Origin of the sequence: Lentzea atacamensis (genome assembly GCF_003269295.1) — a bacterium.
Classification (GTDB): domain Bacteria; phylum Actinomycetota; class Actinomycetes; order Mycobacteriales; family Pseudonocardiaceae; genus Lentzea; species Lentzea atacamensis.
In genome coordinates, this window is the sequence record NZ_QLTT01000001.1 from 1,366,035 (window position 1) to 1,388,550 (window position 22,516).

A 22,516-nucleotide genomic window follows, 5' to 3' on the forward strand; every position below is an offset into this window, starting at 1 on the left:
AACTCCACTTCACCGCACCGGGAGACCGAGCGATAGCACCGGAAGCGAAGGTCGCGAACCCGAAAACGAAGTGTCTCAGCCTGACCGCAGCGTCTGCGACGGCGAGACTCCGTAAGCGGCACGGTAGTGCGCGGCGAAAGCACTCGGACGGGCGTAACCCCAGCGGGCCGCGATCGTCGTCACAGAGCCGTCGCGCGCGCACAAATCGGCATGAGCACACGAGATTCGCACGCGTCGGAGGTACGCCATCGGCGTTGTGTCGAGGTGGCGGCGGAACGCGAGTTGTGTCGCACGGATGGACACTCGTGCCGCGCGGGCGATGTCGGCGGCGGTGATGTCCCGAGCGGCGTTGTCCTCGATGAACGCGATGGCGCGCCGCAAGGCCCGAGGGCGCGCATCACGACGATCGGCAGCCGTCGTACCAGCGAAGGTGGTGTTCGGGAAAGTGGCCAGTGTCGTGGCCACCAGCAGACGTGCCGCGTTCGCCACGACCAGCGAGTTGCCTTCGAACACCGGCAACAGTTCGTTCTCCAGATGTTCGCACGTCGACCGCCACGCGGCGGCAGCGTGAGGCGAGACGGGCCGGAAACCGTCGAAGCGGACGTTCTCTGCGACCTCGTCGACGGCGGCCTGGCTGAACACGACCATCGACGCCTGCGGATCTTCCGCCCCTGCCGTGTAGGGGCGGTCGGGAAGAGCGGTCAAAAACGCGTCACCGGCCGAGTAGAACCGGTCCCCGTCGCCCGAGTTGTACCAGGTCCGGCCGGAAGCCAGATACCCGAACAGGTAGGTGCCCATCGGCTCGCTGTCGACTTCGAGACCGAGGTGACCGCCGAGCTGGTCGAACCGGACGGACCCGACCGTCCTGCTGGCCATCCTCAGCGTGGATCGCTGTTCACCCGCACTGAGCCGCATCCGGCCATATGCCGCGCTCAGCAACTCGTGTGCCGCGTCCAAGTCCATCGCCTCGACGACTTGTTCCACGGCAGCAGGATGCTCGCCCGCACCGGCGGTGTCCATCACCAGGACGGCCCCTTCCTCTGGCACCGTGGTCCGCATGCCGCTGCACACCGACGAGGCCACGTTGCGCTGGGCCGCCCAGGACTACGGCGACCTGGTCCACCACCGCCCGGCCGCGGTCCTGCGCACCACCGACATCACCGAGATCAGCGCGCTGCTGCGAGAGAACGTCCTGGTGGTACCGCGCGGCGCCGGCCACTCCCTGGGCGGCCAGGCCCAGGCACCAGACGGCGTGGTGGTCGACATGACCGCACTCCACACCGTCCACGAGGTCCGTCCCGACCGGGTGATCGTCGACGCGGGCGCGAAGTGGAGCGACGTGCTGCGCGCGACCCTCCCCCTGGGCCTGACCCCACCTGTGCTCACCGACTACCTCGAACTCACCGTCGGCGGCACCCTGTCCGTCGGCGGGCTCGGCGGCGCCAGCCACCACCACGGGGCCCAGACCGACAACGTGCTCGCGCTCGACGTCCTGAGGCCGTCCGGTGAGCTCGTCACCTGTGGGCACACCGATGGGGCGCTGGCCGGGAAGGGGCGTCACGGGATCGTCGTCAGGGCGACCCTGCGGCTCGTGCCGGCGCCCGAAACCGTGCAGTGGCACAAGCTTCGCTACAAGTCGGCCTCGGAACTCGTCGCCGACCAGCGCGTCCTCGTCCAGGCAGGTTCGTTCGACTACGTGGAGGGGCAGCTCAAGATTCGCAACGGGCGCCGGGTCGCCGAACTGGAGGCGGTCAGTTACCGGGGTGCGAGTCTTGACGGGCTGGAGTTCGAGGACGCTGACACGCGGATCACGAGCTACTGGGACTTCGTGAACCGGCTCGCGGTCGGTGAGCCGCTGCTCAGGGAGGCGGGGCTCTGGGACTCGCCGCATCCGTGGTGCAACCTGCTGGTGCCTGATCACGCTGTTGAAGAGGTGTTGCAGCACTTGGAGTGCGAAGGTCCGGAGTTGTACAGCGACTTCGGGCTGGTGCTCGCCTATCCGTTGCGGTCGGAGCTGATCCGCGCGGTGGAGCTTCCGGAGGGCGAGGTCGTCTTCCTCGTGGCGGCGCTCAGGTATGCGCGCGGGGACGATCCCACCGCGGTCAACGCCATGCAGGAGGCCAACGACGTGCTGGTCGAGAAGGCGCTGCAGATGGGCGGAGTCCGCTATCTGGATCAACTGTAGACAATGCGCGCGTACACACACGGCGCGGCCATAAGGTAACTCAATGATCCATAGCGCCGATGAGCAACGTATGCGGGCAACAACAGACGCTGGCGACGTGCTCGACGCGGAGTTCGAGATCGAGGCCGAAGGCGATCGACTCTCGTTGATCATGAGAAGCATGGGCGGCAAGTCCAGCAGCCGTCCCAACGGCACGAATCCCGACTACAACGCCGCCCTGGAGCTGTTGCTGAGCCGGCTGCGTGATCTCGGCGCGGTGCTGGAGAACGGCATCGTCGACTCACTGCGAGTCCAGCACCTGCCGGAAGACCAGCGCACGATCATCGACGAGCCCGTACGGCTGGCGGATGTCCAGGACATCGATGCGCTTCGCCGAAGGCTCGGTCGACAACAGCGGAAGTTCACGCCGTCATCGGGCGGCAACAACACCAGGCAGATCCGGTTGCGGCTGAAGGTCCCCGGTTACTCAGCCGGCGACGCCAGCCGTCTCGCGGCTGATCTCGCGCAGCCAGCCGTCCGCGCGTCAGGCCCCGTCCAGTTGAGCGTTGACGTCGAGGCTCTCGCCGCACTGCTGCACTTCGACCAGGACGAAGTGGAGGAGATCGTCACGCTTCTGCGGCACCGCAAGCAGATCATCTTTTACGGACCGCCTGGCACCGGCAAGACATACCTCGCACGGGCCATCGCCCACCACATCGCCGGACGCACCGCGACGCGATTAGTGCAGTTTCACCCCTCCTACTCCTATGAGGACTTCTTCGAAGGCTTCAGGCCTCACGGCGAGGGCGATCACGCCACCTTCAGCCTGAGGCGGGGCCCCCTGCGCAAGTTGGCCGCCGAGGCCTCGCAGAACCCAGAACGCCCGTACGTCCTGATCATCGACGAGATCAACCGGGCAAATCTCTCGAAGGTGTTCGGCGAGCTGTACTTCCTGCTGGAGTACCGCGACGAACTGGTCGACCTGCAGTACTCCGATGTGCAGTTCCGGTTGCCGGACAACGTGTTCATCATCGGGACGATGAACACCGCCGACCGTTCCATCGCGCTGGTGGACGCGGCGATGCGGCGAAGGTTCGCGTTCGTCGAGCTCCACCCGGCCGCCCCACCAGCCAGCAGGGTGCTGGAACGATGGCTCGCGGCCACCGGCAGGACCGACGAGCGGGCCGAACTGCTCGCCAGGCTGAACGAACGCATCGGTGCCAGCGACCGCGACTTCCAGATCGGCCCCTCGTACCTGATGAAGCCGGACGCCGACCACAATCTCGATCTCGTCTGGAAGCACTCGATCCTGCCGCTCCTCGAAGAGCACTACTACGGCCGGATGGAACGACAAGAGGTGCACAACAGGTTCGGGCTCGACACCATCAGGAACGCTGGGTGATCGAGCTTCACGAGAACGCCAAAGCTGGCCACAAACTGCGGCTCACACCGCTTCAGCTGGCGTTCCTGGAGAAGTGCGACCTCATCGACGTGAAACCGGCCGGCGATGGCCATCGGCTGGTGCCCAAGTCCAAACGGGTCGGAGCCGTGCACGCGCACGGGCTCGACATCGTGGTGACGCCGAAGGTCAGCATTCCGCGGCTGCTGTTCATGATCGGGTACGCGGTCAACCCCGGCTTCCGGCCCGAGAACATCGAGGGTGTCCAGGCTGACGGACTGTGGGGCATCGTCGCGGAGACCCTGTGCCGGCACGCGGAACGAGCGCTGCTGAACGGCGTGCTGACCGGCTACGCCACCGAGGACGCGACCAGCACGGTGATTCGCGGGCGGATCCGCGTCGGTGACCAGATCGCCGCGCGCCCAGGGCGGCTGCTGCCTGTGGAGATCAGCCACGACGAGTACACGATGGACATTGCGGAGAACCAGATCCTGCGAGCCGCGGTACGGAGAATGCTCGGCGTACCGCGGATCGACGAGAAGGTCCGGCGGCGGCTCGGGCACGTGGAGAGCCAGCTGTCAGCCATCTCACCGCTGCGTCCGGGGGCACCGGCTCCGAAGTGGCGGCCGAGCCGACTCAACGCGCGGTACCAGCCCGCGCTCAGGATCGCGGAGCTGGTGCTGAACACGCTCTCGTTCGAGGTCGGTGAGGACGGGCTGTCGATCGCCACGTTCGTCGTCAACATGGAGAAGGTGTTCGAGGACTTCGTGACCACCGCGCTCACCGAGGCGTGGAGCACGAGTCCTGGCCACACCCGAGGTCAGTACGCCGCCAAGCTCGACACCGGTGGCGCGATCTCGACGAGGATCGACGTGGTGCACCTCGTGGACGGGAAGCCGCGGTTCGTGGTCGACGCCAAGTACAAGCGGCCGAGTCCCCGAGGAAACTATCCCAACGCCGACCTCTACCAGGTCCTTGCCTACTGCACGTCGCTGCAGGTCGAACAGGGCTGGCTGGTCTACCCGAGCGGCACGGCCGGGGTGCGGCCGCGGCGGGTGCTGAACTCTCCGATCACCATCACCGAGTACCCGCTGAACCTGGACGTGCCACCGCGCGAGCTCCTCGTGCAGATCGAGGAGCTCGCACGGTCGGCCTGGAACTCAGGCTCGGACTAGCGTGGCCAGTGCGGCCTGCCCCTGCTGGTTCGGGTGGAACACCGCCTCCGGCCCCTCCTGCCCCGGCGCCAACGCGTCGAAGCCCCGCAGGTACGGCGTACCGGCCTCGCACAACGCGTGGCCCTCGAACCTCTCCGGGTACGCGAACGGGCTGGCGAAGGTGACGCGGGCCGCCCTGGCTGCGGACCTCAGCGTGGCGTCCAGACCATCGGCCACCTTGTTGCCCTCACGGCGTTCCGCGGTGGTGAGGATGCCCTCGCCGCAGATCGGGTCGAGAGTGGCTCCGGGAGGGTTGTCCGAAGTGGACACCTGGCGGCCGTAGCCCACGAGGATGACGCGGGCGTACGGGCTGCGCTTGTGGATCTCGGTCAGCAGCGCGGTGACGTTGCGGCCCATCTGGGGCAGCTTGGCCAGGATCGCCTCGGTCGGGGCGCCGGTGCAGTCGGCCTGGACGCACATGCCGCCGTAGGCCGCGTAGTCGATGTCGTTGGTGCCCACGGTGAGCAGCACCAGGCTGGTGTCGCGGCGCAGCGCGTCGAGCTGGGCCGGACGGTCCTTGAACGGGCGGGCCAGGTCGGCGGTGGCGGCGCCGCTGCAGCTGACGTTCGCGAACGAGCTGAGCCTGCCCTGGGCGCGCAGGCGGGCCGCCACCAGTTCGCCGTAGGAGTTGTTGCTGCGCCAGCAGTTGCCGGCGGTTCCGTCCTGATAGGAGCCGGCCCCGGTGCCGGAGGCGTAGGAGTCGCCGAGCACCACGAGGGAAGCCGGGCGGGCGGCGTTCGCGGCGGGCGCGAGGCCGAGGGCCGTCAGGACCGCGGTGAGGACGACGATGGTTCGTTTCACTGAACCCCCAAGGTTGATGTTGTGCCAACACCATTCTGCCGCAAACGAAAGCGGGGTGAGACGGCTTCGCGAAGGAGGTGCCCGAACCCCCATGACAAACGTCCTACGGGTGGCACGATCCGCCGGACAGTTCGTCTCCAGGGGATCATTGAGATCATCTGGCAGGCCCTGGCGTGGCGCCGGGGCACTCGTCGTCGCCCTCACCGCGAGTCTCGCGGTGGTTCCCGGCACCGCGCACGCCAAGCAGCAACTCAGCTGGGCCAACCTGAGCCCGGCGGAGTGGTCACGACCGACTTCAAGCGGCCGTCCGAGTCGATGACCACGGGTGACGCGCGGGTGGGGGCCTGGCGGGACGACAAGCACCACCTCGGCAAGTCCGACTTCACGTACGACCTCACGCCGCTCAAGGACAAGCAGCTGTTCACCGCGATCGTGCGCACGCCGGAGAAGGCCGCGAACGACTGCGCCAAGCCGCGCGCGACGCGGCTGTGGCTGGTGGAGCCTCAGGGCGCGATCACCTGGACGAACCAGCCCGCGGAGATCTCGAAGGTCGACGGGCCCAACGCCGGGCAGGACTGTGTTGCGCCACGGCTCAACTGGAACGTCGCCGAGCTGGTCGAGAATGCGCTCGCGCAGGGCAGGACGAAGATCACGTTCGCGCTGCGGATCGCCGAGGAGTTCCAGGGCGAGGTCGGGCACGGCCGCACGTACGACCCGGCCGCGGTGCTCGCGACCGAGTTCAACACGCCGCCCGGCACGCCGACCGGCCTGAAGCTCGACATCCACGACTGCGGCAGCACGACGCCGTTCCTGTCGAGCACGCAACCCCGGGTCAGGGCGATCGTGCACGACTCCGACGGCCACTACGGTCTCGAGGGGACGGTTCGCGTTCTGGCCGGTGGACGCGCCGGAGCAGCGCGTCGAGTCCGCGTTGCTGTGGGCAGGGGCAGGAACGCTCGACAGCTACTTCCCCGCGGGCATGGTCGAGGACGGCGGCACGTACGGCCGGGTCAGCCGATCGAGTTCGTGGTGACGCCGGCGCTGCCCGGTTCGCACGAGGTCCTGTGGTACATCGCGTTCAACACGCCGCAGGTCGTGCCGGTCGGTGCGGATGGCAGAGCGCGGTTCACCTACGCCTCCGGTGGGTCGTTCGAGCTGACCGTGTCGAGCAGGACGCCGGACGGCATCGTGTCCGGTGACGTGCGGCGCAGCTACCAGGTGCCGCAGCAGTGAGTGAGGTGGCCCGCCGGCGACGACCGGCGGGCCACCTGCTCAGACCGCGGCCAGCACCGCGGAGATCTCCTCCAGCAACGAGGTCTTGCGCCTGTTCGGCAGGAACGAGGCCAGCACCGCGTTCTCGGCCAGCCGCGCGACCTCCGCGTGGCCGAGTTCCGACGCCGAAGCCACGGCCAGGTACTCGCCTTCCAGCGTGGCGCCGAAGAACGGCGGGTCGTCGGTGTTCACCGTGACGACCACCCCTGCCTCCAGCATCTGACGCACCGGGTGCGCTTCGATCGACGTCACCTGCCGGGTGCGAATGTTCGAGGTCGGGCAGACCTCCAGCGCAATCCCCTTCCGCCCAAGGTGTTCGACCAGCGCCGGGTCCTCCACGCAGCTCGTGCCGTGCCCGATCCGCTCGGCCTTCAGGTCCCGCAACGCCGACCAGATCGTCTCCGGTCCGCTGGTCTCCCCCGCGTGCGGCACGCTGTGCAGGCCCGCATCCCTTGCGGCGTCGAAGAAAGGCGCGAACTGGGCGCGGCCGATGCCTGCCTCCGGGCCGCCGAGACCGAAGGAGACCAGGCCCTCCGGCCGCTCGGTCAGCGCGAACGCCAGCGTCTCCCGCGCGGCGTGAACGCCCTTCTCACCCGGAATGTCGAAGCACCAGGCCAGCTCCACGCCCAGCTCCGCCGCCACCGCACGACCGGACGCGAGCCCGGCCAGCACGTCATCTCCGGAAACGCCGTCCAGCAGGTGGTTGTACGGCGTCACGGTCACCTCGGCGTACCGGACGTTCTGCCGCGCCAGGTCCCTGGCCAGGCCGACGACGAGCGCGTGGACGTCGTGGCGGTCCTTCAGCATCGACTGCACCGCCCAGTAGACCTTCAGGAAGTGGTCGAAGTCCCGGAACGTGTAGAAGCGCTCCAGCTCGTCGCGGTCGGCCGGCACGCCGGCCTCGGGATGGCGGCGGGCGAGCTCCAGAACGGTGTCGACGCCGGCCGAACCGACGAGGTGGACGTGCAGCTCCACTTTCGGCAGTGCGTGGATGAACGAGCGCATGGCAAAGCTCCCTGAGCGAGAAAGGTGAAGGGTGTCGGGACGAGCGCGGGGCGACTCAGGGAGCGAGGTCGCCTCGTTCGGTGTCGGCGCCGTAGAGCGGCAGCTTGAAGTCCGGCACGATCTTCAACGTAGCAGCTGATGTGGTGGACCCGCTTACGCCATTTGCACCCATGACCGATCAGCAAGATCAATGGCAAGAGCCGCTCACGGTGATGTGCTCGGTGATCGCCACCAACCGCGATCCCGCCGAGTGCGAGCAGCCGGAGGAGTTCCGCATCGACCGGCCGCGCAGCAGCACCTGTCGTTCGGCCACGGCGTGCACCAGTGCCTCGGCAACGAGCTCGCGCGCATCGAGATGTCCGTGAGCTTCCGCGAACTGCTGCGGCGCCTGCCGGGCATCCGGCTCGCCGTGCCCGCCGACGAGGTGCACGTCCGCACCACGTCCACGATCTTCGGTGTCAAGCGCCTGCCCATCACCTGGGACGCGGGGACGGCGGAAACTCGGTAGCCACCGTGGCTGGCGTGGGAATCGTGAAGGGATTCAACCCGAGCTTCGGTCCCGAAACAGCCAGCACCTACGACAACTCGCCCCGTGGCGACGAGGCCGACAGCGTCCGGTTCCTCGCGAGATTCGGTGACTCCGCACTGGAGTTCGCGATCGGCACCGGCCGCATCGCCTTGCCGCTCAAGGAAGCCGGTGTCGACGTCGACGGCATCGAGCTCTCCCCCGACATGGTCGCGCGCCTGCGGGACAAACCCGGCAACGACAGCATCGACGTGGTGATCGGCGACATGTCCCGCGCAACCACCAGCCGCACCTACGGGCTGGTGCACCTGGTGTACAACACGATCACGGACCTGCTCACCCAGGACGACCAGGTCCGCTGCTTCGAGAACGCCGCGCGCCACCTCACGCGCGGCGGCGTGTTCGTGGTCGGGTGCGGCCTGCCGAGCTGGGCGGCGCGGCAGCGGCACCAGTTCATCGACGTGGAAAGTTCGGAGCTCGACCGCGTCGGGTTCGACGTCAACCGCTACGACCCCGTCACGCGGATCCTCGACGAGAACCACGTGGAGATCAGCGCGGACGGTGTCCGGTTCGGACCGATCCGGCAGCGGCTGGCCTACCCGGCCGAGTTCGACCTCATGGTGAGGATCGCGGGGCTGCGGATGCGCGAGCGGTGGGGCGGCTGGAACGGCGAGGAGTTCACGGCGTCCAGCACGCGGCACGTCAGCGTGTACGAGGCCGCCGCGTGACGTCGGAGGAGGTGGCCGCGCTAGGCGTTGAACGCTTCCAGCGCCTCGGCCTTGATCTGGTCGAACTGCGCGGCCATCGCTTCCGACAACGCCTGGGCGGCGGAGAGCGGCCGCACCATCACGGTGAACTCGTCGATCAGCCCGTCCTCGTCGAGGTGGAGGAAGTCGCAGCCCTGGATCTCCTTGCCGCCCACCTCGGCGCGGAACACCAGCGCGTGGTTGGAACCGTCGATGATCTCGCGCTCGTAGCGGAAGTTCTCGAACACGCGCATCACGCCGCGCAGGATCGCGGCGGTCAGCGGCTTGCCGGGGTACGGAGAGAAGGCGACAGGGCTCGTGAACACCACGTTGTCCGCGAGGCAGGCCGCCATCGCGTCGGTGTCCCGTGCTTCCACTGCTTTCCGGAATGCGTTCACGTCGACGCCCCACATACTCAACTTGTTGACTAGGTTGCCCGACCGTAACCTGCTCGTATGTCGCTGCGCAACGCCGTGATGGCCGCCCTGCTCGACGGGGAGGCGTCCGGCTACGACCTGGCCAAGGCGTTCGACGCCTCCGTGGCCAACTTCTGGATGTGCACGCCCCAGCAGCTCTACCGCGAGCTGGATCGGATGGAGGCCGACGACCTCATCCGGGCCCGGACCGTCGAACAGGAACGCCGCCCGAACAAACGCCTGTTCTCGCTCACGGGCAAGGGCCGGCGAGCGCTCGAGGCGTTCACCGCGGAACCGCACAGGCCCACCGCGATCCGCGACGAGTTGATGGTCGCGGTCATGGCGGCGGATGCCGGTGACGTCGAGAGGGTCAAGGCGTCACTCGTGGAACGCAGGCAGTGGGCCGAGGCGAAAATCGCGCGGTACGAACGCCTGAAGGCCAAACTGCTCGACGGCCGCACCGAGGAGGAGTTCCTGACCACCGCCGAACGCGTCGGACCGTACTTGACCTTGTTGCGCGGCTTGTCGTTCGAGCGGGACAACGCGCGGTGGTGTGCGCGCTGCCTCACGGTCCTGGAGCGGCGTGGTGCGCGGCTCGACGCGTCCACGTGAGGTTGAATCAGGTTCATGAACGGCATTTCGGTGTTGCAGGAGGCTCTCAGCGCACCCGCGGAAGAGGCGCGCAACCGGTTCGCGGGGCGGCTCAACGGATATCTCGACGGATCCGACGTCGTGCACGCCGTGCGGCTGCAGGGGTGGCTCGGGCTGGAGGTGCCCGGTCCGGGTTGCCACGTCGGCACGGGCAGCTGGGACTTCACCCGCTTCAAGCCCACGACCTCCCCGGTCTCGTGCGGGCGGTGCCGCAGTGCGGGACTGCTCACCAGCTCGTTCACGGGTGGCCCACATCAGCAAACCCTCGACCTGGAAGGGATCTGACGGCGGGCACGACCACCGGTACCAGGGGTGTGCAGGTGGAGCGGCCGAGGAACCGCTTCTGGCACGCCTCGACGGAGAAGCCGTAGGTGCGGTGGGGATCGGCGTCACGCACGGTGTAGCGGCGGGCCGCGACCTCGACGCCCTTGCGCGGCCGGCCTCGTTCCTCCCACCACTGGACGTTGAACGCGTCGGCGTCCGGATAGCTCCACACGACCGCGAGCGTGTCTTCGGTGCGTTCTGCTGCCACCACACACGGCCGGTCCGTCATCGGACAGTCGCCGATCTTGCTCACCGGTTCGTAGCGGTGGCCGATGATCGCTCTCGTCGACCCGCTGCCGTGGGCGATGTGGCCGCGTTCGAAGTTCAGGAACCAGGTCTGAGCGTCCGGGTGCGGGAAGTCGATCGGAGTACCCAGATCCTTCAGCTGCGCGTGCCACGCACGGGCCATGTCATCTGGAATCACCAACGTGCCGAGGCCAGGTATCGCGTAGACGTGGTCGCGCACGATCCGATCGCCGATCGGTGTGTGGCGGAAGCCGGTGATGTCAACGGCCGTGTCAGCCAACGGGCACCCTGCGACGTCCTCCGCGTAGTTGAGCACATCCTGATCGACGGTTACGGCCGGACACCGCGGCCCGAACGATCAGCGTGATCAGAACACCAGCGGCGGCAACGAACGCAATCGCTTGCACGGCCATCCACGCGCGTGAACACCGACGCCGCCAGCACCGGCAGGGCCGTCAACAACGAGTAGTGCGCCATCACGCTCTCATCCTTGCCGTCAAGCGCAACAACGAGCACGGACGCACACCCCAGCACGGCCACAGCACCGAGCATCAGCACCCTCGTGAGGCGCCACCACCACGGCGCGGCGAGCACCTGATGCGACCACTCGCGGGGCCACGACCATCACATCCGGCGCCGCCTGCTGCTTCAGCGCCGCGCGGCCCCGGAATCCGAGCCGCCACCACGCGACCTGCGCGCCGACGATCTGGCTCAGTCGCATGGCCGCGGGGAAGCGCTTCGGGCGGCCGTTCGTCCACTTTTGTTCCGTTGTAAGGAACTCTTCTTGCCGAACAACCCGAATCGTCCGCACGATCGGGGGTGATGCGCGCGCAACACCCGGCTCCGCGAACGATTCCCCCAACCGGAGGTTCACGATCTCCGATCCTGCGGCGGAACGACGAGATCAGCCAGATCCGGTCGTGCCCACTCCGTTGTGGGTGCGTTCACCCACAGGCGTCGCGGTTGCGAAGGATCATGCCGGTCAGCGCCGTCATGCCGAGGCGCTCGTAGTACGGCTTCAGCGACTCGTCACAGACGAGGTCCACGGAGTACAGGTGCTCGGTCCCGGCCAGGATGCGGCGCATCAGCTCGGTGCCGATGCCCCGGCCCCGGAACTCCGGCCGCACCTCCAGCCACGGGATGAACGCGGTCAGCACCCCGTCGCTGATCATGTTCACGAAGCCGGCGACGCTGCCCTGCGAACGCGCGATCACAACGCGGTAGCTGCCTCGCAGCACGGCGAGGTGCTGGGCGGGAGAGGGTGACTTGGGCCACCCCGCGAAGAACCCGGTCAGATCGTCCTCTGCGAGGTCGCTGACGTCGCTCGTGTACGAGATCATCACCGCAGCATCTCACCAGCTGAATTGAACCGTTCGGCCAGATCTTTCGTGGGTGTGAATCCGCCTCACCCGGCGGTTAAGCTCCGCGCGTGACCCAGTCGACAGCTCCGCTGCGCCGTGCGCGCTGTGCCGCTGTCGGCGTCGTCACCGGGTCGCTCGCCGTTCTCGCGCACTCGAGCGCGGACGGCCACCTGCCCGACGCAGGTCTGGTCTTCTCGCTCGTCGCGCTGCTGACGTGGGCGTGCTCCGGCTTCGCCCGGCACGAGCTCACGCCCGGCAGGCTGCTGCTGCTGGTCGGCGGCGGCCAGCTGGCGATGCACCTCATGGTGTCGCTCGCCGCGTCCCGTCACGAGCACGAGACCAGCCCTGCACGCATGGTCGCCTCGCACGTCGTGGCCACCGTGCTGACCGTCGTCGTCCTCGCCGTCGCCGAACGCACGGTGCTGACGGTGGCCCGCGCCATCGCGTCGGTCCTCCCCCGCAGGCTCACTCCCCTGCCCGCGTCGGCCCCTCTGGTCGTCGCCACACCGCGGCTCGTTCCCGCCGTGGTCGTCTGCCTGGACGTGCTGTCGTGGCGCGGTCCTCCGGCTGAACAGGTCTGAATCCCCTTCACAGGGCCGTCTTCCGGCGGTCCCTGCACCTGTTCACGCCCATTGGAGCCGTGCCATGACCACCACAGCCGCTCCGCCGCGCACATCGTTCGCGTGGCGGGGACTCTTCCTGCGCCTGCACTTCTACGCCGGCGTCCTCGTCGGCCCGTTCGTGCTGATCGCCGCACTGACCGGCGTTCTCTACGCCCTGACCCCGCAACTGGAGTCGTGGGTCTACTCCGACCAGCTCCGCGTCCCCGTCTCCACCCAGCAACTCCCGCTCTCCCAGCAGGTCGACGCCGCTCTCGCGACCGCACCGCAGGGGACGCTCGTGGCCGTCCGCCCCGCCCCCGAACCCGGTGACACGACCCGCGTGCTGTTCGCCGAGGAAGGCCTCGGCGAGTCCGAGCGCCGCGCCGTGTTCGTCGACCCCGGCACCGGGCGCGTCACCGGTGACCTCGTCGTCTACGGCACCAGCGGCGCGCTGCCGTTGCGGATGACGTTGAGCCAGCTGCACCGCAACCTGATGCTCGGCGAGCCGGGCCGCCTCTACAGCGAGCTCGCCGCGTCCTGGCTGTGGGTCGTCGCGCTGGGCGGTCTCGTCCTGTGGATCACCAGGCCACGCAACAGCAAGCGCGTCCGCACGCACGGCCTGATCGGCGTGTGGGTGCTCGCCGGCGCGCTGCTCCTGTCCGCCACTGGCCTCACGTGGTCGGCCTACGCGGGTGAGAACGTCGCGACGCTGCGCCAGTCCCTCGGCTGGACCACGCCGTCGTTGAAGATCCCCGGCGGCAGCGGTGATCACGGCGACCACAGCGGGCACTCCCCGGCCGGCTCCGGTCACGGCGACGTCGACACGGTGCTCGGCACCGCCCGTGCCGCGGGCATCGACGCCAAGCCGCTCGAGATCGGCCTACCCACCGCGCCCGGTGGCGCGTGGAAGGTCACCGAGATCGGCCGTGGCTGGCCCACGCAGGTCGACGCGGTGGCGATCCAGGACGGCGACGTGGTCAGCTCGGTGAAGTTCGCCGACTACCCGATCGCCGCGAAGCTGACCAGGTGGGGCATCGACGCGCACATGGGTGTGCTGTTCGGCTGGGTCAACCAGCTCGTGTTGCTGCTGCTCGGCGGCGGGATCGCGGCACTGGTCGTGCTCGGCTACCGGATGTGGTGGAAGCGAAGGCCGACTCAGGGCTTCGGCCGCCCTGCACCGCGCGGCCAGTGGCGCAAGGTTCCTCCGGCCGCGCTGGTCGGTCTTGGCGTCGGCGCGCTGGTGATCGGCTGGTTCGTGCCGTTGCTCGGCATCAGTCTCGTGGTGTTCCTGGCGGTCGATGTCCTGCTCGGCAGGCGCGCGAAAACGGCCTGACACAACGGATCGGTGTGGCGCGCGGGCTCGGGCGCCACACCGTCCACAGTGGACAGGGCTTGCCTGAGCTGGACATTTACGGCATATTTACGGGCAGGTGCGCCGGGAAGCCTGGTCGGCCCGCACGTCACACCTCGTGACGGCGGCGAGCTGACGAGGGGCGCGCCGATGACACTCATTCCCCACGCCATTCCTATGACCAACGATCCTCAGGTCGTGCACGCGCTGGCCGCCCGATGGCGCCGCACCAGGACGTTGCTGCTGCTCGCCGCCGGTGTTCTGCCCGTGGCGATCGGTCTCGTCTGCATCGTGCTCGCCGGCATGACCTCGGCCGGGCAGCGGATCATGCCGTGGTGGTCGGCGATTCCGGCCGTCGCCGCGGCAGCGTGCGCGTGGGCGTTGCTGACCTGGTTGCGCCGCAACGGGTTGAGCGACCCGCACTCGTGGTTGCCCGCCACCACGCTGATGACGGGCGCGCAGCTGGTGCTCGGCGTGCTGCCGGGCTCTGGCATCGCGTTGCGGCTCAGCCCCGGCGCGGCGCTGGCGGTGAAGGCGTTGTGCGCGGCCGGTGTGCTCGGCGCGGGCTCGGCGGGTGTGCTCGCCCGGCTGGCCAGGCGCTCGCTGCTCGGCGCTCCCGTGCTCGAACTGGGCTCCACCGCGTTCCCCCTCGTGCTGGCCGGCCGGGGTGCGCGCATGGTGATCGGCACCGACCGCGTCGACTGGACGACCCGGCAGGGCGGACGAGTCGACACCGGGGTGTCCTTCGCCCGGATCCAGCGCGTGACCACCGAGGCGAACGCCGTCGTGCTGCACACCGCGTCGGGAGCGTGGACCGTGCCGGTGTCCGATCCGGCGACCGCGCTCGCCTTGCTGCGCCGCCGGCTCGAGTGGTGGGAGGAGCGCCGCGTGGCCGCCGTTGAACGCGAACGCCGCCGGTACGACGACCTGGTCCGGTTGCTCGTGGCGATCAGCGGCGAGGCGACGCGTGGCGGTGTCACGGTGACCGTGGACTCGAACGGCGTGACCACGGGCATCTCGCTCAGCCCGGCGGTGCACGACCTCGACCCCGACGTGCTGGCGGCACATCTGATGGCGTGTGTCGAGCGAGCCCGGTCGGACGCGCGGCGGCAGGTGCAGGACCTCGTGCTCGGCCACGCCTCCTCCGACGACGAGCTGATCGAGGACGTCACCGTGATGTCGGCGGCCTGACCCCGCGAAAGCCAGCCACAAGTCGGTTGCCCGGACACACCCGTCCTGCCTACGTTCGCGGGGCTGGTACATCGGGAGATGGGGGACGACATGCGCAGACGTGACTTCCTCGCCGCGGCGGCAGGGGTCGCCGCCGTGGTGGCCAATCCCGCGAGCGCGCTCGCGGCGACCGAACAGAGACCGGGGGCGACGGGCCTGCCGGACCTGGACCTCGGCGACTTCCCCGTCGTGGCACGGGTCCGGGCCCGCAAGGCGCTGGAGCATCTGAAGGTGCTGAGCGACAGGATCGGGCCGCGGATCGGCGGTACCGCGTCCGAGCACCGGGCCCGCGACTACCTGGTGCGGGAGCTCAGGTCGCTGCGCTACCAGGTGTCGACGCAGCCGTTCACGGTGCCGGACAAGTACCTCGCCGAGATCAACTCGACCTGGCAGGCCGGCGCCTCGCGGTTCGGCTCTCTCGGCGTCACGGTGACGGCGCCGTTCGTCGAGGTGGTGGACGGTCAGCTGCCGGACCTGACGGGCAAGATCGCCTTCTACGTCAACGCTCCCACCGGATCCGCGCCGACGCACGCGGCGATCGAACGGGGCGCGGTGGCGGTGATCCTCGGCCGGATCTCCTCGGGGACGGGCAAGTCCAGCGCGTTCTCGCCCACCCTCGACCGCAACGTCACGGTGCCCGTGATCGGGCTTGCCCAAGTGCACACGGAAAAGCTGCGCACACAGGGCTCCGGCCAGCTGACGATCAGCACCACGCACCACCCGAACCTCACGTCCTACAACGTGATCGCTGAGCGGCCGTCAACGTTCCCGTGGCAGGACAACGGCGTTGTGATGGTCACCGCGCACTACGACAGCGTGCCGGGCTCACCGGGTGCCAACGACGACGGCAGCGGCACCGTGCTGTGCCTGGAGCTGGCACGCGTGCTGCGCTATCTGCCCACGCACAGGGCGATCCGGTTCGCGTTGTGGGGTTCGGAGGAACAGGGGCTGCTCGGGTCGCGGTACTACGTCTCGCAGCTCCCGCCGGAGGAGATCGCGCGGATCAAGGGCGTGTTCCAGAACGACATGGTCGCCACCAGCCACGACCCGGCGACGGCGTACTGGTTGCTGTCGGTGGACGGCGCGGACAACGCCACCACCAGCGCGGTGCGCGCGGCGGCCCAGCGACTCGGCTACGACCCGCGGGTGCACGGGCCGGTGGCACGCGGGTCGAGCGACCACGTTCCGTTCCACGAGAAGGGCATGGCGTCGGCGAACTTCAGCTGGCGCGGCGAGGGCGGACCGGCGCAGCTGGAGCCGATCTACCACACGCCGGAGGACACGATCCGCGACAACATCAGCCTGGAGCGGTTGCAGGTCTCGCTGGAGCTGATCGGCGCGGCGGCCTACCGGCTCGCCTGCCAGCGGTAGACGTCGGCACCCGCGCGGTCAGCGGCTCACGTCGAGCACCGCGCGGGTGAACGCCTCCGGCGCCTCCTGCGGGACGTTGTGCCCGATGCCGTCGAGGATCCGGTGCTCGTAGCGTCCGGTGAACCTGTCGCGGTAACCGGCGCCGCTCTTGTTCGGGCCGTCGAAGTCGCTGGCGATCGTGATCGCCGGCACGCTGATCACGGGCCTGTTCTGGAGCTTGCGCTCGAACCCGTCGTAGCGGTGCTCGCCTTCTGCGAGCTGTGAACCCCGACCGCGCTGACCGCGCCCAGACCGAGCTGCTGCCGCTGATGTCCAAGTTGCGCAGGGCGAACCAGCTCGTCGGTCCGCTGCGCGAGGCGCTCGGAGACGTGCTGGGCAGAGGAGGGTGTCGGCGGCGTCGGGAGCCAGCGGTTCCACGGTGAGCGCCGGCACGCCCGCGAACATCGGGATGCGGGCGGCGGCGATGAGCGTGGCGCCGGACAACCGGCGGGCCACGAAGCCCAGGACGTCCTGGCTCGCCTGGTCGAGCCAGTGCGCGTCGTCGACCAGGACGACAGGCTTGGCCGTGCTCAGCAGGTCGAGCGCGGCGAGGCCGACCAGGTGGACGGGCGGTGCTGCGCCGTCGGAGAGACCGAAGACGAATTCGAGCGCGTCCCGCCGCGCACCGGACAAGGTGGACAGATCGAGGAACGGGTGCAGGACCTGGTGCAGACCGGAGTACGGCAGGTCCCGCTCGGCCTCGACACCGGTGACCAGATGACCGTCGAGCGACCGCAACAACGCGGACTTGCCGACTCCGGGCTCGCCGACGACCAGCAGAGACCCGCCCGAGGCCCCCAGCGCGGCCAGCCGTTCCTGTTCCCGTTCACGTCCGACCAGCGACACCGGCACCCCGTTCGTTGCTCCGTGTGGACCAAGAGTGTCAGAAGGTCCAGGCGGCGTGCGCGCCCGGACCGACGACCAGCGTCGAGTTGCCGAGCCGCTGCACATGGCGCTCCGCCGCGTGGTTCAGCTCGAACTCCACCCGCTTGAGCCCGGTCTGCCCCAGCGCCACCTCGTCGAGCCGGATCGTCACCCCGCCGCGCGACGCCACGACACCACCCGGCTCCGTCCGCACGAAGAACCCGCCGGTCCGCAGCAGCGGCCTGGTCGTGGCGAGATCCCGCGCGGTCACCGCGATCCGGATGAAACTGATGTTGCGCATCAGCTTGTCCCGGTAGCGCTCGGGGAGGTAGCGCTCGCGGGTCACGTCACCGGGGAAGCGCGCGGGACCCGTCTGGCTGCGCGGATCGGCGAAGTACTCGTCGCGGTACTCCATCGCCCAGGCGCCGAACCTCTCGTACCGCTCGACCGGCAACAGCGCGTCGAACCACGGCACCGGCTTGTGGTCGCCGAAGTCGCGCGTCTGCAGGAAGTCGATCGGCGTCACGCCGGAGGCGACGAGGCGGGCCTTCACCGTGTCGATGTCGCCGTCGCGTTCGGTCGAGAGAGCGAGGGCCGCCGAGCCCAGTTCACCGTCCTGGCCGGCGATGTCACCGACGCCGAAGATCTCCAGGTAGGTCTCCTGGCCGCGCAGGTAGCGGCCGGTCCACTTCTCACCGCCGGCGCCGGTCGTCGTGCGCACCTCGAAGTCCGCGAAGTCCCGCAGGTACGGGGAATGCTCGATGGCGTCCGCCGTGGCGCGGTCGAGCGTTCCCCGGGCGTGGTTGTAGTACAACAACTGCCGCTCCATCGCCTGCGCCGGCCCGGCACCGACCACGACCAGCAAGAGGGTCAGGATCATGCAGAACAAGCGTCGGTTCCCCATGGAACGATCCTAGGACCGGGGCACTCAAGCCAGGCTCAAGTCGCACGAGGGGGACTTTGTGTTCGACACCGCACGGTGGACGGTTCTCGCGCCGCTGCTGCAGGCCGCCGGCGCGGGCCGCGACCTGCTCGACGACACGATCCGCCGGCTCACCCCCGAAGCCGTGACGCAGGTGGTGCTGAACGAGATCGGCGAGCACGGCGTCCGGCTCGACCTGCACTTCGACGGACGCACCACGAGCCACCTGCGGACGGACGCCGACGTCGTGGTCTCGCTCAGCCTCACCGACGCCGTGCGCGGCCTGTACGGCACGGACGAACGGCCGTGGCCGAGTCTCGCCGTGCGGACCGCGTTCGCCGAGCTCGACGAACGCGGCCCCGGCGCGTGGTTCGCGGGCCGCAAGGGCATCGCGCGGGACGTCCAGAGCCTGCTGTCCGCGCTCAAGCCGGGCAGGCAGGACCTCGGCGAGCTGTCCGTGACGTTCGGCTCGGACAAGTGGGGCGACCTGCACTGGTACACCCAGCACTACGAACGGCACTTCGCCCGCCTGCGCGACGAACCGGTGCGGGTGCTGGAGATCGGCATCGGTGGCTACGCCGACCCCGACTCCGGCGGAGCCTCGCTGCGGATGTGGCAGCGGTACTTCCGGCGCGGACTCGTGCACGGCCTCGACATCGCGGAGAAGAACGTCACCGGCCCGCGGATCATGACCGTGCGGGGCGACCAGTCCGACGCGGAGTTCCTCGGCAGGCTGGGCGAGGAACTCGGCCCGTTCGACGTGGTCATCGACGACGGCAGCCACCTCAACGAGCACGTGCGGATCTCGTTCCACGCGCTGTTCCCGCACGTCCGGCCGGGCGGGCTCTATGTCGTCGAAGATCTGCAGACCGCGTACTGGCCGCGCTGGGGTGGCGACCCCGAGGCGGGTCCCGGCACCTCGATGGGCATGCTCAAGTCCTTTGTGGACGGACTGAACCGGGCGGAGGTGCGCGACCCGCAGGGCGAGGGTTCGCACCTGGAACGCGACATCAGCGGAATCTCGTTCCACCACAACATCGCGTTCGTCGAAAAAGGACTCAACGCCGAGGAGGGCGGGCCGGTCTTCCTGCGCACCCTCTTCTAGAGCGCCGCGGGCGACGTGGACCCGCTGGAACCCCGCTCCCAGGTCGAGGTCGACCTGGGAGCGGGGCGGAGTGACTCGGGTCAGGGCACCCAGTGGTTGCCGGTCACCGTGATCATCACCTGGAGCTGGATGCTCGACGCGAAGTAGTCGTCACCGCCGATCGGCGTCGCCAGCATCTTGTTCCACAACGCGTCCAGCCACGCCTGGCTGCCGGAATCGGTCGCGGCCGCCACCGCGAACGGCGCGGTGTACGCCGCCGAGACCTCACTGGAGAGCTGCGTGCCGTTCAGCTGGTAGCCGACCCGGATGTTGCCGGGATTGCCGCCGGTCTTGGACTTCACCCACGAGTTGAGCTTGCGGGCCGCCGCGAGCGATGTGGGGTCACCGCTGGTCACGGCATCCGCGCCGATTCGCCACGGCACCCGGCAGGCGTTCCACCAGTACTTGCCGTCGCCCAGCTCGTCCTCCAGCACCTTGCCCGCCGGCGGGCGTGGCGTGGAGTTCGTGTTCTCCACGAAGTCCGGCAGCAGTCCGGTGCCCGGCGCGAAGTTCTGCTGCATCCTGGTGATCAGGTTCTGGTGGGCGGTGCGGATCGTGTCCCACGCCGAGTCGCCGGTCGCCTTGCGGAACGCGCGGAAGTGGTCGGCCATCCAGTCCGACGACCGGGTCACGTAGTAGCGCGGGTCCGAGCTGGTGGCCCAGTCGCCCGGCCGCAGCAGCTTCGTCGTCGGGTTGATCTCGCTGCGCTTGATGGCGTTGATGTGCCGGATCGCGAGCTCTTTGTAGTTGTACGTGCCCGCGCTGCCCCACTGGCGGTCGGCGAGCAGCAGCCCGTACGCGACGTCCATGTCGCCGTCCGTCGCGGCGTCACCGCCGTTGACGCTGACGCACCGGTCGTCCTGCTCGGCCGCCATCAGGTCGGGGTCGATCACCGACGGGTGGTCGATCTTCCACTTCACGAAGCCGTCGAAGATCCTCTTGGCGTCGGGGTCGGCACCCGCCATCGTGGCGACGATGACCATGCCGTAACCCTGCGCCTCGGCGACGTAGTCGTGGTCGGCGTCGGCCGCCAGCACCTGGGACCAGGCGCTGTTGCAGTTGTGCCTGAGGAACGCGGACTTCCAGCGCTGGTAGTAGTCGACCACGGCGGCGTCCAGAGTGGACGTGCTGCCGGACGGGCGCAGGATGCCGGCCGCGTAGGGCTGTTTCCTGCTGCCGAACGGGTAGCCGATGCCGGGCGTCGGTGGCGTGGTGGTGGTGGTGGTGGTGGTCGTCGTCGTCGTGGGCGGAGTCGTGCCGCCGGCCACGCCGTAGATCTCGAGTTCCCACAGCGAGTAGCCGTAGGGCGTTCCGCGTGCCGTGCCGTAGACCCGCACGTACCGGCCGGAACCGGACACGGTCAGGTCGTCGACCGCGCCGTCTCCGGTGGTGGTCGAGAAGATGTCACTCCACGCGGAGCCGTCAGGGGACGTCTGCACGCGGTACGCCCTGGCGTACGCGACCTCCCAGTTCAGCTTGACCCGGCTGATCGAGTGCGTCGAACCGAGATCGACCCGGAGCCACTCGGGATCGTGCCCTTCCACGGAGGCCCAGCGGGTCGACGTGCTGCCGTCGACCGCCTTGGCCGCCTCGAACCCGGAGCCCTCGATGGAGGACGCCAGGACCGTCTTGCCGCGGGAGACCAGTGGATCCGCCGCCGATGCACTGGTCATCCCTGCCACGACGAGGCCGAGCACGAGCCCGAACGCCGCTAACGCCCCTAAAGCCGATCTTCTGCCCACGATCGCCTCCGGCAATTGGTTAACAAACCATCCAATGCGAGTGGATGGCGACCGTAAGCGCGGGAGACGCCGCAGACAAGAGGTATTGACCAGTTACCACCTGCGAAAACGGTTACAAACAGCAGCACTGCTCGATCGGACAGCGGCTAGGCCCAAACCTCACGGACCGCCTCGGCGATCGAGGCGGCCTGCTTCCTGCCCGCCTCGGCGGCGGGCCTGCGCCTGGCCGGATCCAGCAGGTTCGGCCCGATCGCGGCCAGCGCGGCCCGGTCGGGGCTCACCACGACGGACGGCACGCCCAGCCGGGCGGCCTGCGCTCCCGGTGTCGCCGCCCGGCTGGCCGCACGGGTCAGCGGTGCCACGACCACGACCCGCGAGCACCCGGCGGCGAGATCGACGTTGGCCGCGGACCGCATGCCGCCGTCCATGTACCGGTGGCCGTCGATCGTCACGGGCGGCCACACCAGCGGCACCGCACAGCTCGACGCCACGGCCTTCACCAGCGGTACCCCGCTGTCGCGGTCGAACGCGACGAACCTGCCGTCCGCGGTGTCGACGGCGGTGACCTTCAGCGGGCGGTCCGGCCAGTCCTGAATGGACAGGCGGTGCTTGAACACCTCCAGCCGCGACTCCTCCGACGGCGTGCGGGCCTTCACCGCGGCCCTGCCCAGCCGTGCCCGCTTCCGCGCGGGAGATCCGGGCATCACGTAGGACAGCGCGTAGCGGACCAGCATCCACGTGGTCAGGCGGGCCGGGATCTCCCCGTCGGGCGGCAACAGCTGACCCGCGTACAGGTCGGCGAGCGGGACACCGCCCGCCAACTGCGTGGCCACCACGGACCCGGCGGACGTCCCCACGAACAGGTCCGCATCTGTCAGGTCGACGCCCGCTTCTGCAAGTCCGTGCAGAATCCCTGTCTCCCAAGCGATTCCGGTGACACCACCGCCACCCAGCACCAACGCCCGTTTCCCGGTCACGGAGTCCATCCTAAGAAGTGAGACGGCTTCCTGCCCCATGGTCGTCCTTGGTAGCCTTGAACGCGAGGCCGAGAAGCGCTGCAACGGGCCCTGGAGCCCGCCACGCTCGGCCTTGCACCACCACGAACAAGGGCGCTTCCGACTTTTCG

The 22,516-nt window shown here is 69.0% G+C and carries 24 protein-coding genes and 1 riboswitch; of the genes, 13 read left to right on the forward strand and 11 right to left on the reverse strand.

Features of this window, described 5'->3' with window-relative positions:
- Window positions 1-75 precede the first annotated feature (75 nt).
- Window positions 76-1,059, reverse strand: a complete 984-nt coding sequence (locus C8D87_RS06495; RefSeq protein ID WP_112225892.1) for a helix-turn-helix transcriptional regulator — start codon at window positions 1,057-1,059, stop codon at window positions 76-78.
- Between C8D87_RS06495 and C8D87_RS06500 the strand changes: the two genes are divergently transcribed.
- From C8D87_RS06500 to C8D87_RS06510, 3 genes are all read left to right on the forward strand, one after another.
- Window positions 1,058-2,185 (forward strand): FAD-binding protein, encoded by a 1,128-nt coding sequence (locus C8D87_RS06500; RefSeq protein ID WP_112225893.1) that lies wholly within the window; start codon window positions 1,058-1,060, stop codon window positions 2,183-2,185. The genes C8D87_RS06495 and C8D87_RS06500 overlap by 2 nt on opposite strands.
- Window positions 2,186-2,255: 70 nt before the next feature.
- A complete protein-coding gene (locus C8D87_RS06505; RefSeq protein ID WP_215732196.1) occupies window positions 2,256-3,566 on the forward strand; it encodes an McrB family protein in 1,311 nt (436 codons plus the stop codon).
- Window positions 3,563-4,738, forward strand: a complete 1,176-nt coding sequence (locus C8D87_RS06510; protein ID WP_170166326.1) for an McrC family protein — start codon at window positions 3,563-3,565, stop codon at window positions 4,736-4,738. Before C8D87_RS06505 ends, C8D87_RS06510 begins: the two co-directional genes overlap by 4 nt.
- Here C8D87_RS06510 and C8D87_RS06515 read toward each other — a convergent pair.
- On the reverse strand, window positions 4,724-5,578 hold the full coding sequence (locus C8D87_RS06515; RefSeq protein ID WP_170166327.1) for an SGNH/GDSL hydrolase family protein: 855 nt from the start codon (window positions 5,576-5,578) through the stop codon (window positions 4,724-4,726). The two genes, C8D87_RS06510 and C8D87_RS06515, sit on opposite strands and share 15 nt — an antisense overlap.
- Before the next feature lie 279 nt (window positions 5,579-5,857).
- On the opposite strand from C8D87_RS06515, the gene C8D87_RS06520 reads away from it, so the two are divergent.
- On the forward strand, window positions 5,858-6,811 hold the full coding sequence (locus C8D87_RS06520) for a hypothetical protein (protein WP_112225897.1): 954 nt from the start codon (window positions 5,858-5,860) through the stop codon (window positions 6,809-6,811).
- Window positions 6,812-6,850: 39 nt separating this feature from the next.
- Here the strand turns inward: C8D87_RS06520 and add are convergent, their stop codons facing one another.
- Complete coding sequence (gene add / locus C8D87_RS06525; protein WP_112225898.1) at window positions 6,851-7,855, reverse strand: adenosine deaminase; 1,005 nt, start codon at window positions 7,853-7,855, stop codon at window positions 6,851-6,853.
- A gap of 250 nt (window positions 7,856-8,105) precedes the next feature.
- Between add and C8D87_RS06530 the strand changes: the two genes are divergently transcribed.
- Entirely contained in the window at window positions 8,106-8,363 is a 258-nt protein-coding gene (locus C8D87_RS06530; protein ID WP_233441929.1) for a cytochrome P450, read from the forward strand.
- A 14-nt stretch (window positions 8,364-8,377) separates the two neighbouring features.
- The gene (locus C8D87_RS06535; protein ID WP_215732197.1) at window positions 8,378-9,109 is read left to right on the forward strand and encodes a class I SAM-dependent DNA methyltransferase; all 732 of its coding nucleotides are present in this window, start codon (window positions 8,378-8,380) and stop codon (window positions 9,107-9,109) included.
- A 20-nt stretch (window positions 9,110-9,129) separates the two neighbouring features.
- On the opposite strand, the gene C8D87_RS06540 is transcribed toward C8D87_RS06535, so the two are convergent.
- A complete protein-coding gene (locus C8D87_RS06540) occupies window positions 9,130-9,525 on the reverse strand; it encodes a nuclear transport factor 2 family protein (RefSeq protein ID WP_112226304.1) in 396 nt (131 codons plus the stop codon).
- A 57-nt stretch (window positions 9,526-9,582) separates the two neighbouring features.
- Between C8D87_RS06540 and C8D87_RS06545 the strand changes: the two genes are divergently transcribed.
- Both C8D87_RS06545 and C8D87_RS06550 read left to right on the forward strand, forming a co-directional pair.
- Complete coding sequence (locus C8D87_RS06545) at window positions 9,583-10,155, forward strand: PadR family transcriptional regulator (protein ID WP_112225900.1); 573 nt, start codon at window positions 9,583-9,585, stop codon at window positions 10,153-10,155.
- Between the two features lie 15 nt (window positions 10,156-10,170).
- The gene (locus C8D87_RS06550) at window positions 10,171-10,479 is read left to right on the forward strand and encodes a hypothetical protein (RefSeq protein ID WP_051783962.1); all 309 of its coding nucleotides are present in this window, start codon (window positions 10,171-10,173) and stop codon (window positions 10,477-10,479) included.
- Here the strand turns inward: C8D87_RS06550 and C8D87_RS06555 are convergent.
- The 3 genes from C8D87_RS06555 to C8D87_RS06565 all read right to left on the reverse strand — a co-directional run bounded on the left by C8D87_RS06555 (window position 10,433) and on the right by C8D87_RS06565 (window position 12,104).
- Window positions 10,433-11,044 (reverse strand): fibronectin type III domain-containing protein, encoded by a 612-nt coding sequence (locus C8D87_RS06555; protein WP_146771641.1) that lies wholly within the window; start codon window positions 11,042-11,044, stop codon window positions 10,433-10,435. The genes C8D87_RS06550 and C8D87_RS06555 overlap by 47 nt on opposite strands.
- Window positions 11,045-11,094: 50 nt before the next feature.
- A complete protein-coding gene (locus C8D87_RS06560) occupies window positions 11,095-11,358 on the reverse strand; it encodes a hypothetical protein (RefSeq protein WP_112225902.1) in 264 nt (87 codons plus the stop codon).
- Between the two features lie 350 nt (window positions 11,359-11,708).
- Window positions 11,709-12,104, reverse strand: a complete 396-nt coding sequence (locus tag C8D87_RS06565; RefSeq protein WP_112226305.1) for a GNAT family N-acetyltransferase — start codon at window positions 12,102-12,104, stop codon at window positions 11,709-11,711.
- Window positions 12,105-12,193: 89 nt separating this feature from the next.
- Between C8D87_RS06565 and C8D87_RS06570 the strand changes: the two genes are divergently transcribed.
- The 4 genes from C8D87_RS06570 (at window position 12,194) to C8D87_RS06585 (ending at window position 16,679) form a co-directional block, all read left to right on the forward strand.
- Window positions 12,194-12,706, forward strand: coding sequence for a hypothetical protein (locus C8D87_RS06570; protein ID WP_233441930.1), 513 nt, complete (start codon window positions 12,194-12,196; stop codon window positions 12,704-12,706).
- Between the two features lie 64 nt (window positions 12,707-12,770).
- Window positions 12,771-14,060, forward strand: a complete 1,290-nt coding sequence (locus C8D87_RS06575; RefSeq protein ID WP_112225903.1) for a PepSY-associated TM helix domain-containing protein — start codon at window positions 12,771-12,773, stop codon at window positions 14,058-14,060.
- Between the two features lie 195 nt (window positions 14,061-14,255).
- Window positions 14,256-15,269 carry a YbaB/EbfC family nucleoid-associated protein gene (locus C8D87_RS06580; protein ID WP_170166328.1) on the forward strand — a complete coding sequence of 338 codons (1,014 nt, stop codon included), beginning with the start codon at window positions 14,256-14,258 and terminating at the stop codon, window positions 15,267-15,269.
- 90 nt (window positions 15,270-15,359) lie between these two features.
- The gene (locus tag C8D87_RS06585) at window positions 15,360-16,679 is read left to right on the forward strand and encodes a M28 family peptidase (RefSeq protein ID WP_112226307.1); all 1,320 of its coding nucleotides are present in this window, start codon (window positions 15,360-15,362) and stop codon (window positions 16,677-16,679) included.
- Between the two features lie 18 nt (window positions 16,680-16,697).
- Here the strand turns inward: C8D87_RS06585 and C8D87_RS06590 are convergent, their stop codons facing one another.
- Both C8D87_RS06590 and C8D87_RS06595 read right to left on the reverse strand, forming a co-directional pair.
- On the reverse strand, window positions 16,698-17,564 hold the full coding sequence (locus tag C8D87_RS06590; protein WP_170166329.1) for an AAA family ATPase: 867 nt from the start codon (window positions 17,562-17,564) through the stop codon (window positions 16,698-16,700).
- A 37-nt stretch (window positions 17,565-17,601) separates the two neighbouring features.
- The gene (locus C8D87_RS06595) at window positions 17,602-18,462 is read right to left on the reverse strand and encodes a DUF5829 family protein (RefSeq protein WP_112226308.1); all 861 of its coding nucleotides are present in this window, start codon (window positions 18,460-18,462) and stop codon (window positions 17,602-17,604) included.
- Between the two features lie 82 nt (window positions 18,463-18,544).
- Here C8D87_RS06595 and C8D87_RS06600 point away from each other — a divergent pair, with 82 nt between their 5' ends.
- The gene (locus tag C8D87_RS06600) at window positions 18,545-19,609 is read left to right on the forward strand and encodes a class I SAM-dependent methyltransferase (protein WP_112225906.1); all 1,065 of its coding nucleotides are present in this window, start codon (window positions 18,545-18,547) and stop codon (window positions 19,607-19,609) included.
- Between the two features lie 80 nt (window positions 19,610-19,689).
- On the opposite strand, the gene C8D87_RS06605 is transcribed toward C8D87_RS06600, so the two are convergent.
- Complete coding sequence (locus C8D87_RS06605; RefSeq protein WP_215732198.1) at window positions 19,690-21,390, reverse strand: glycosyl hydrolase family 8; 1,701 nt, start codon at window positions 21,388-21,390, stop codon at window positions 19,690-19,692.
- Window positions 21,391-21,536: 146 nt separating this feature from the next.
- Window positions 21,537-22,367, reverse strand: a complete 831-nt coding sequence (locus C8D87_RS06610; protein WP_233439462.1) for a patatin-like phospholipase family protein — start codon at window positions 22,365-22,367, stop codon at window positions 21,537-21,539.
- Window positions 22,368-22,431: 64 nt separating this feature from the next.
- Window positions 22,432-22,512: riboswitch (S-adenosyl-L-homocysteine riboswitch) on the forward strand.
- Window positions 22,513-22,516 lie beyond the last annotated feature (4 nt).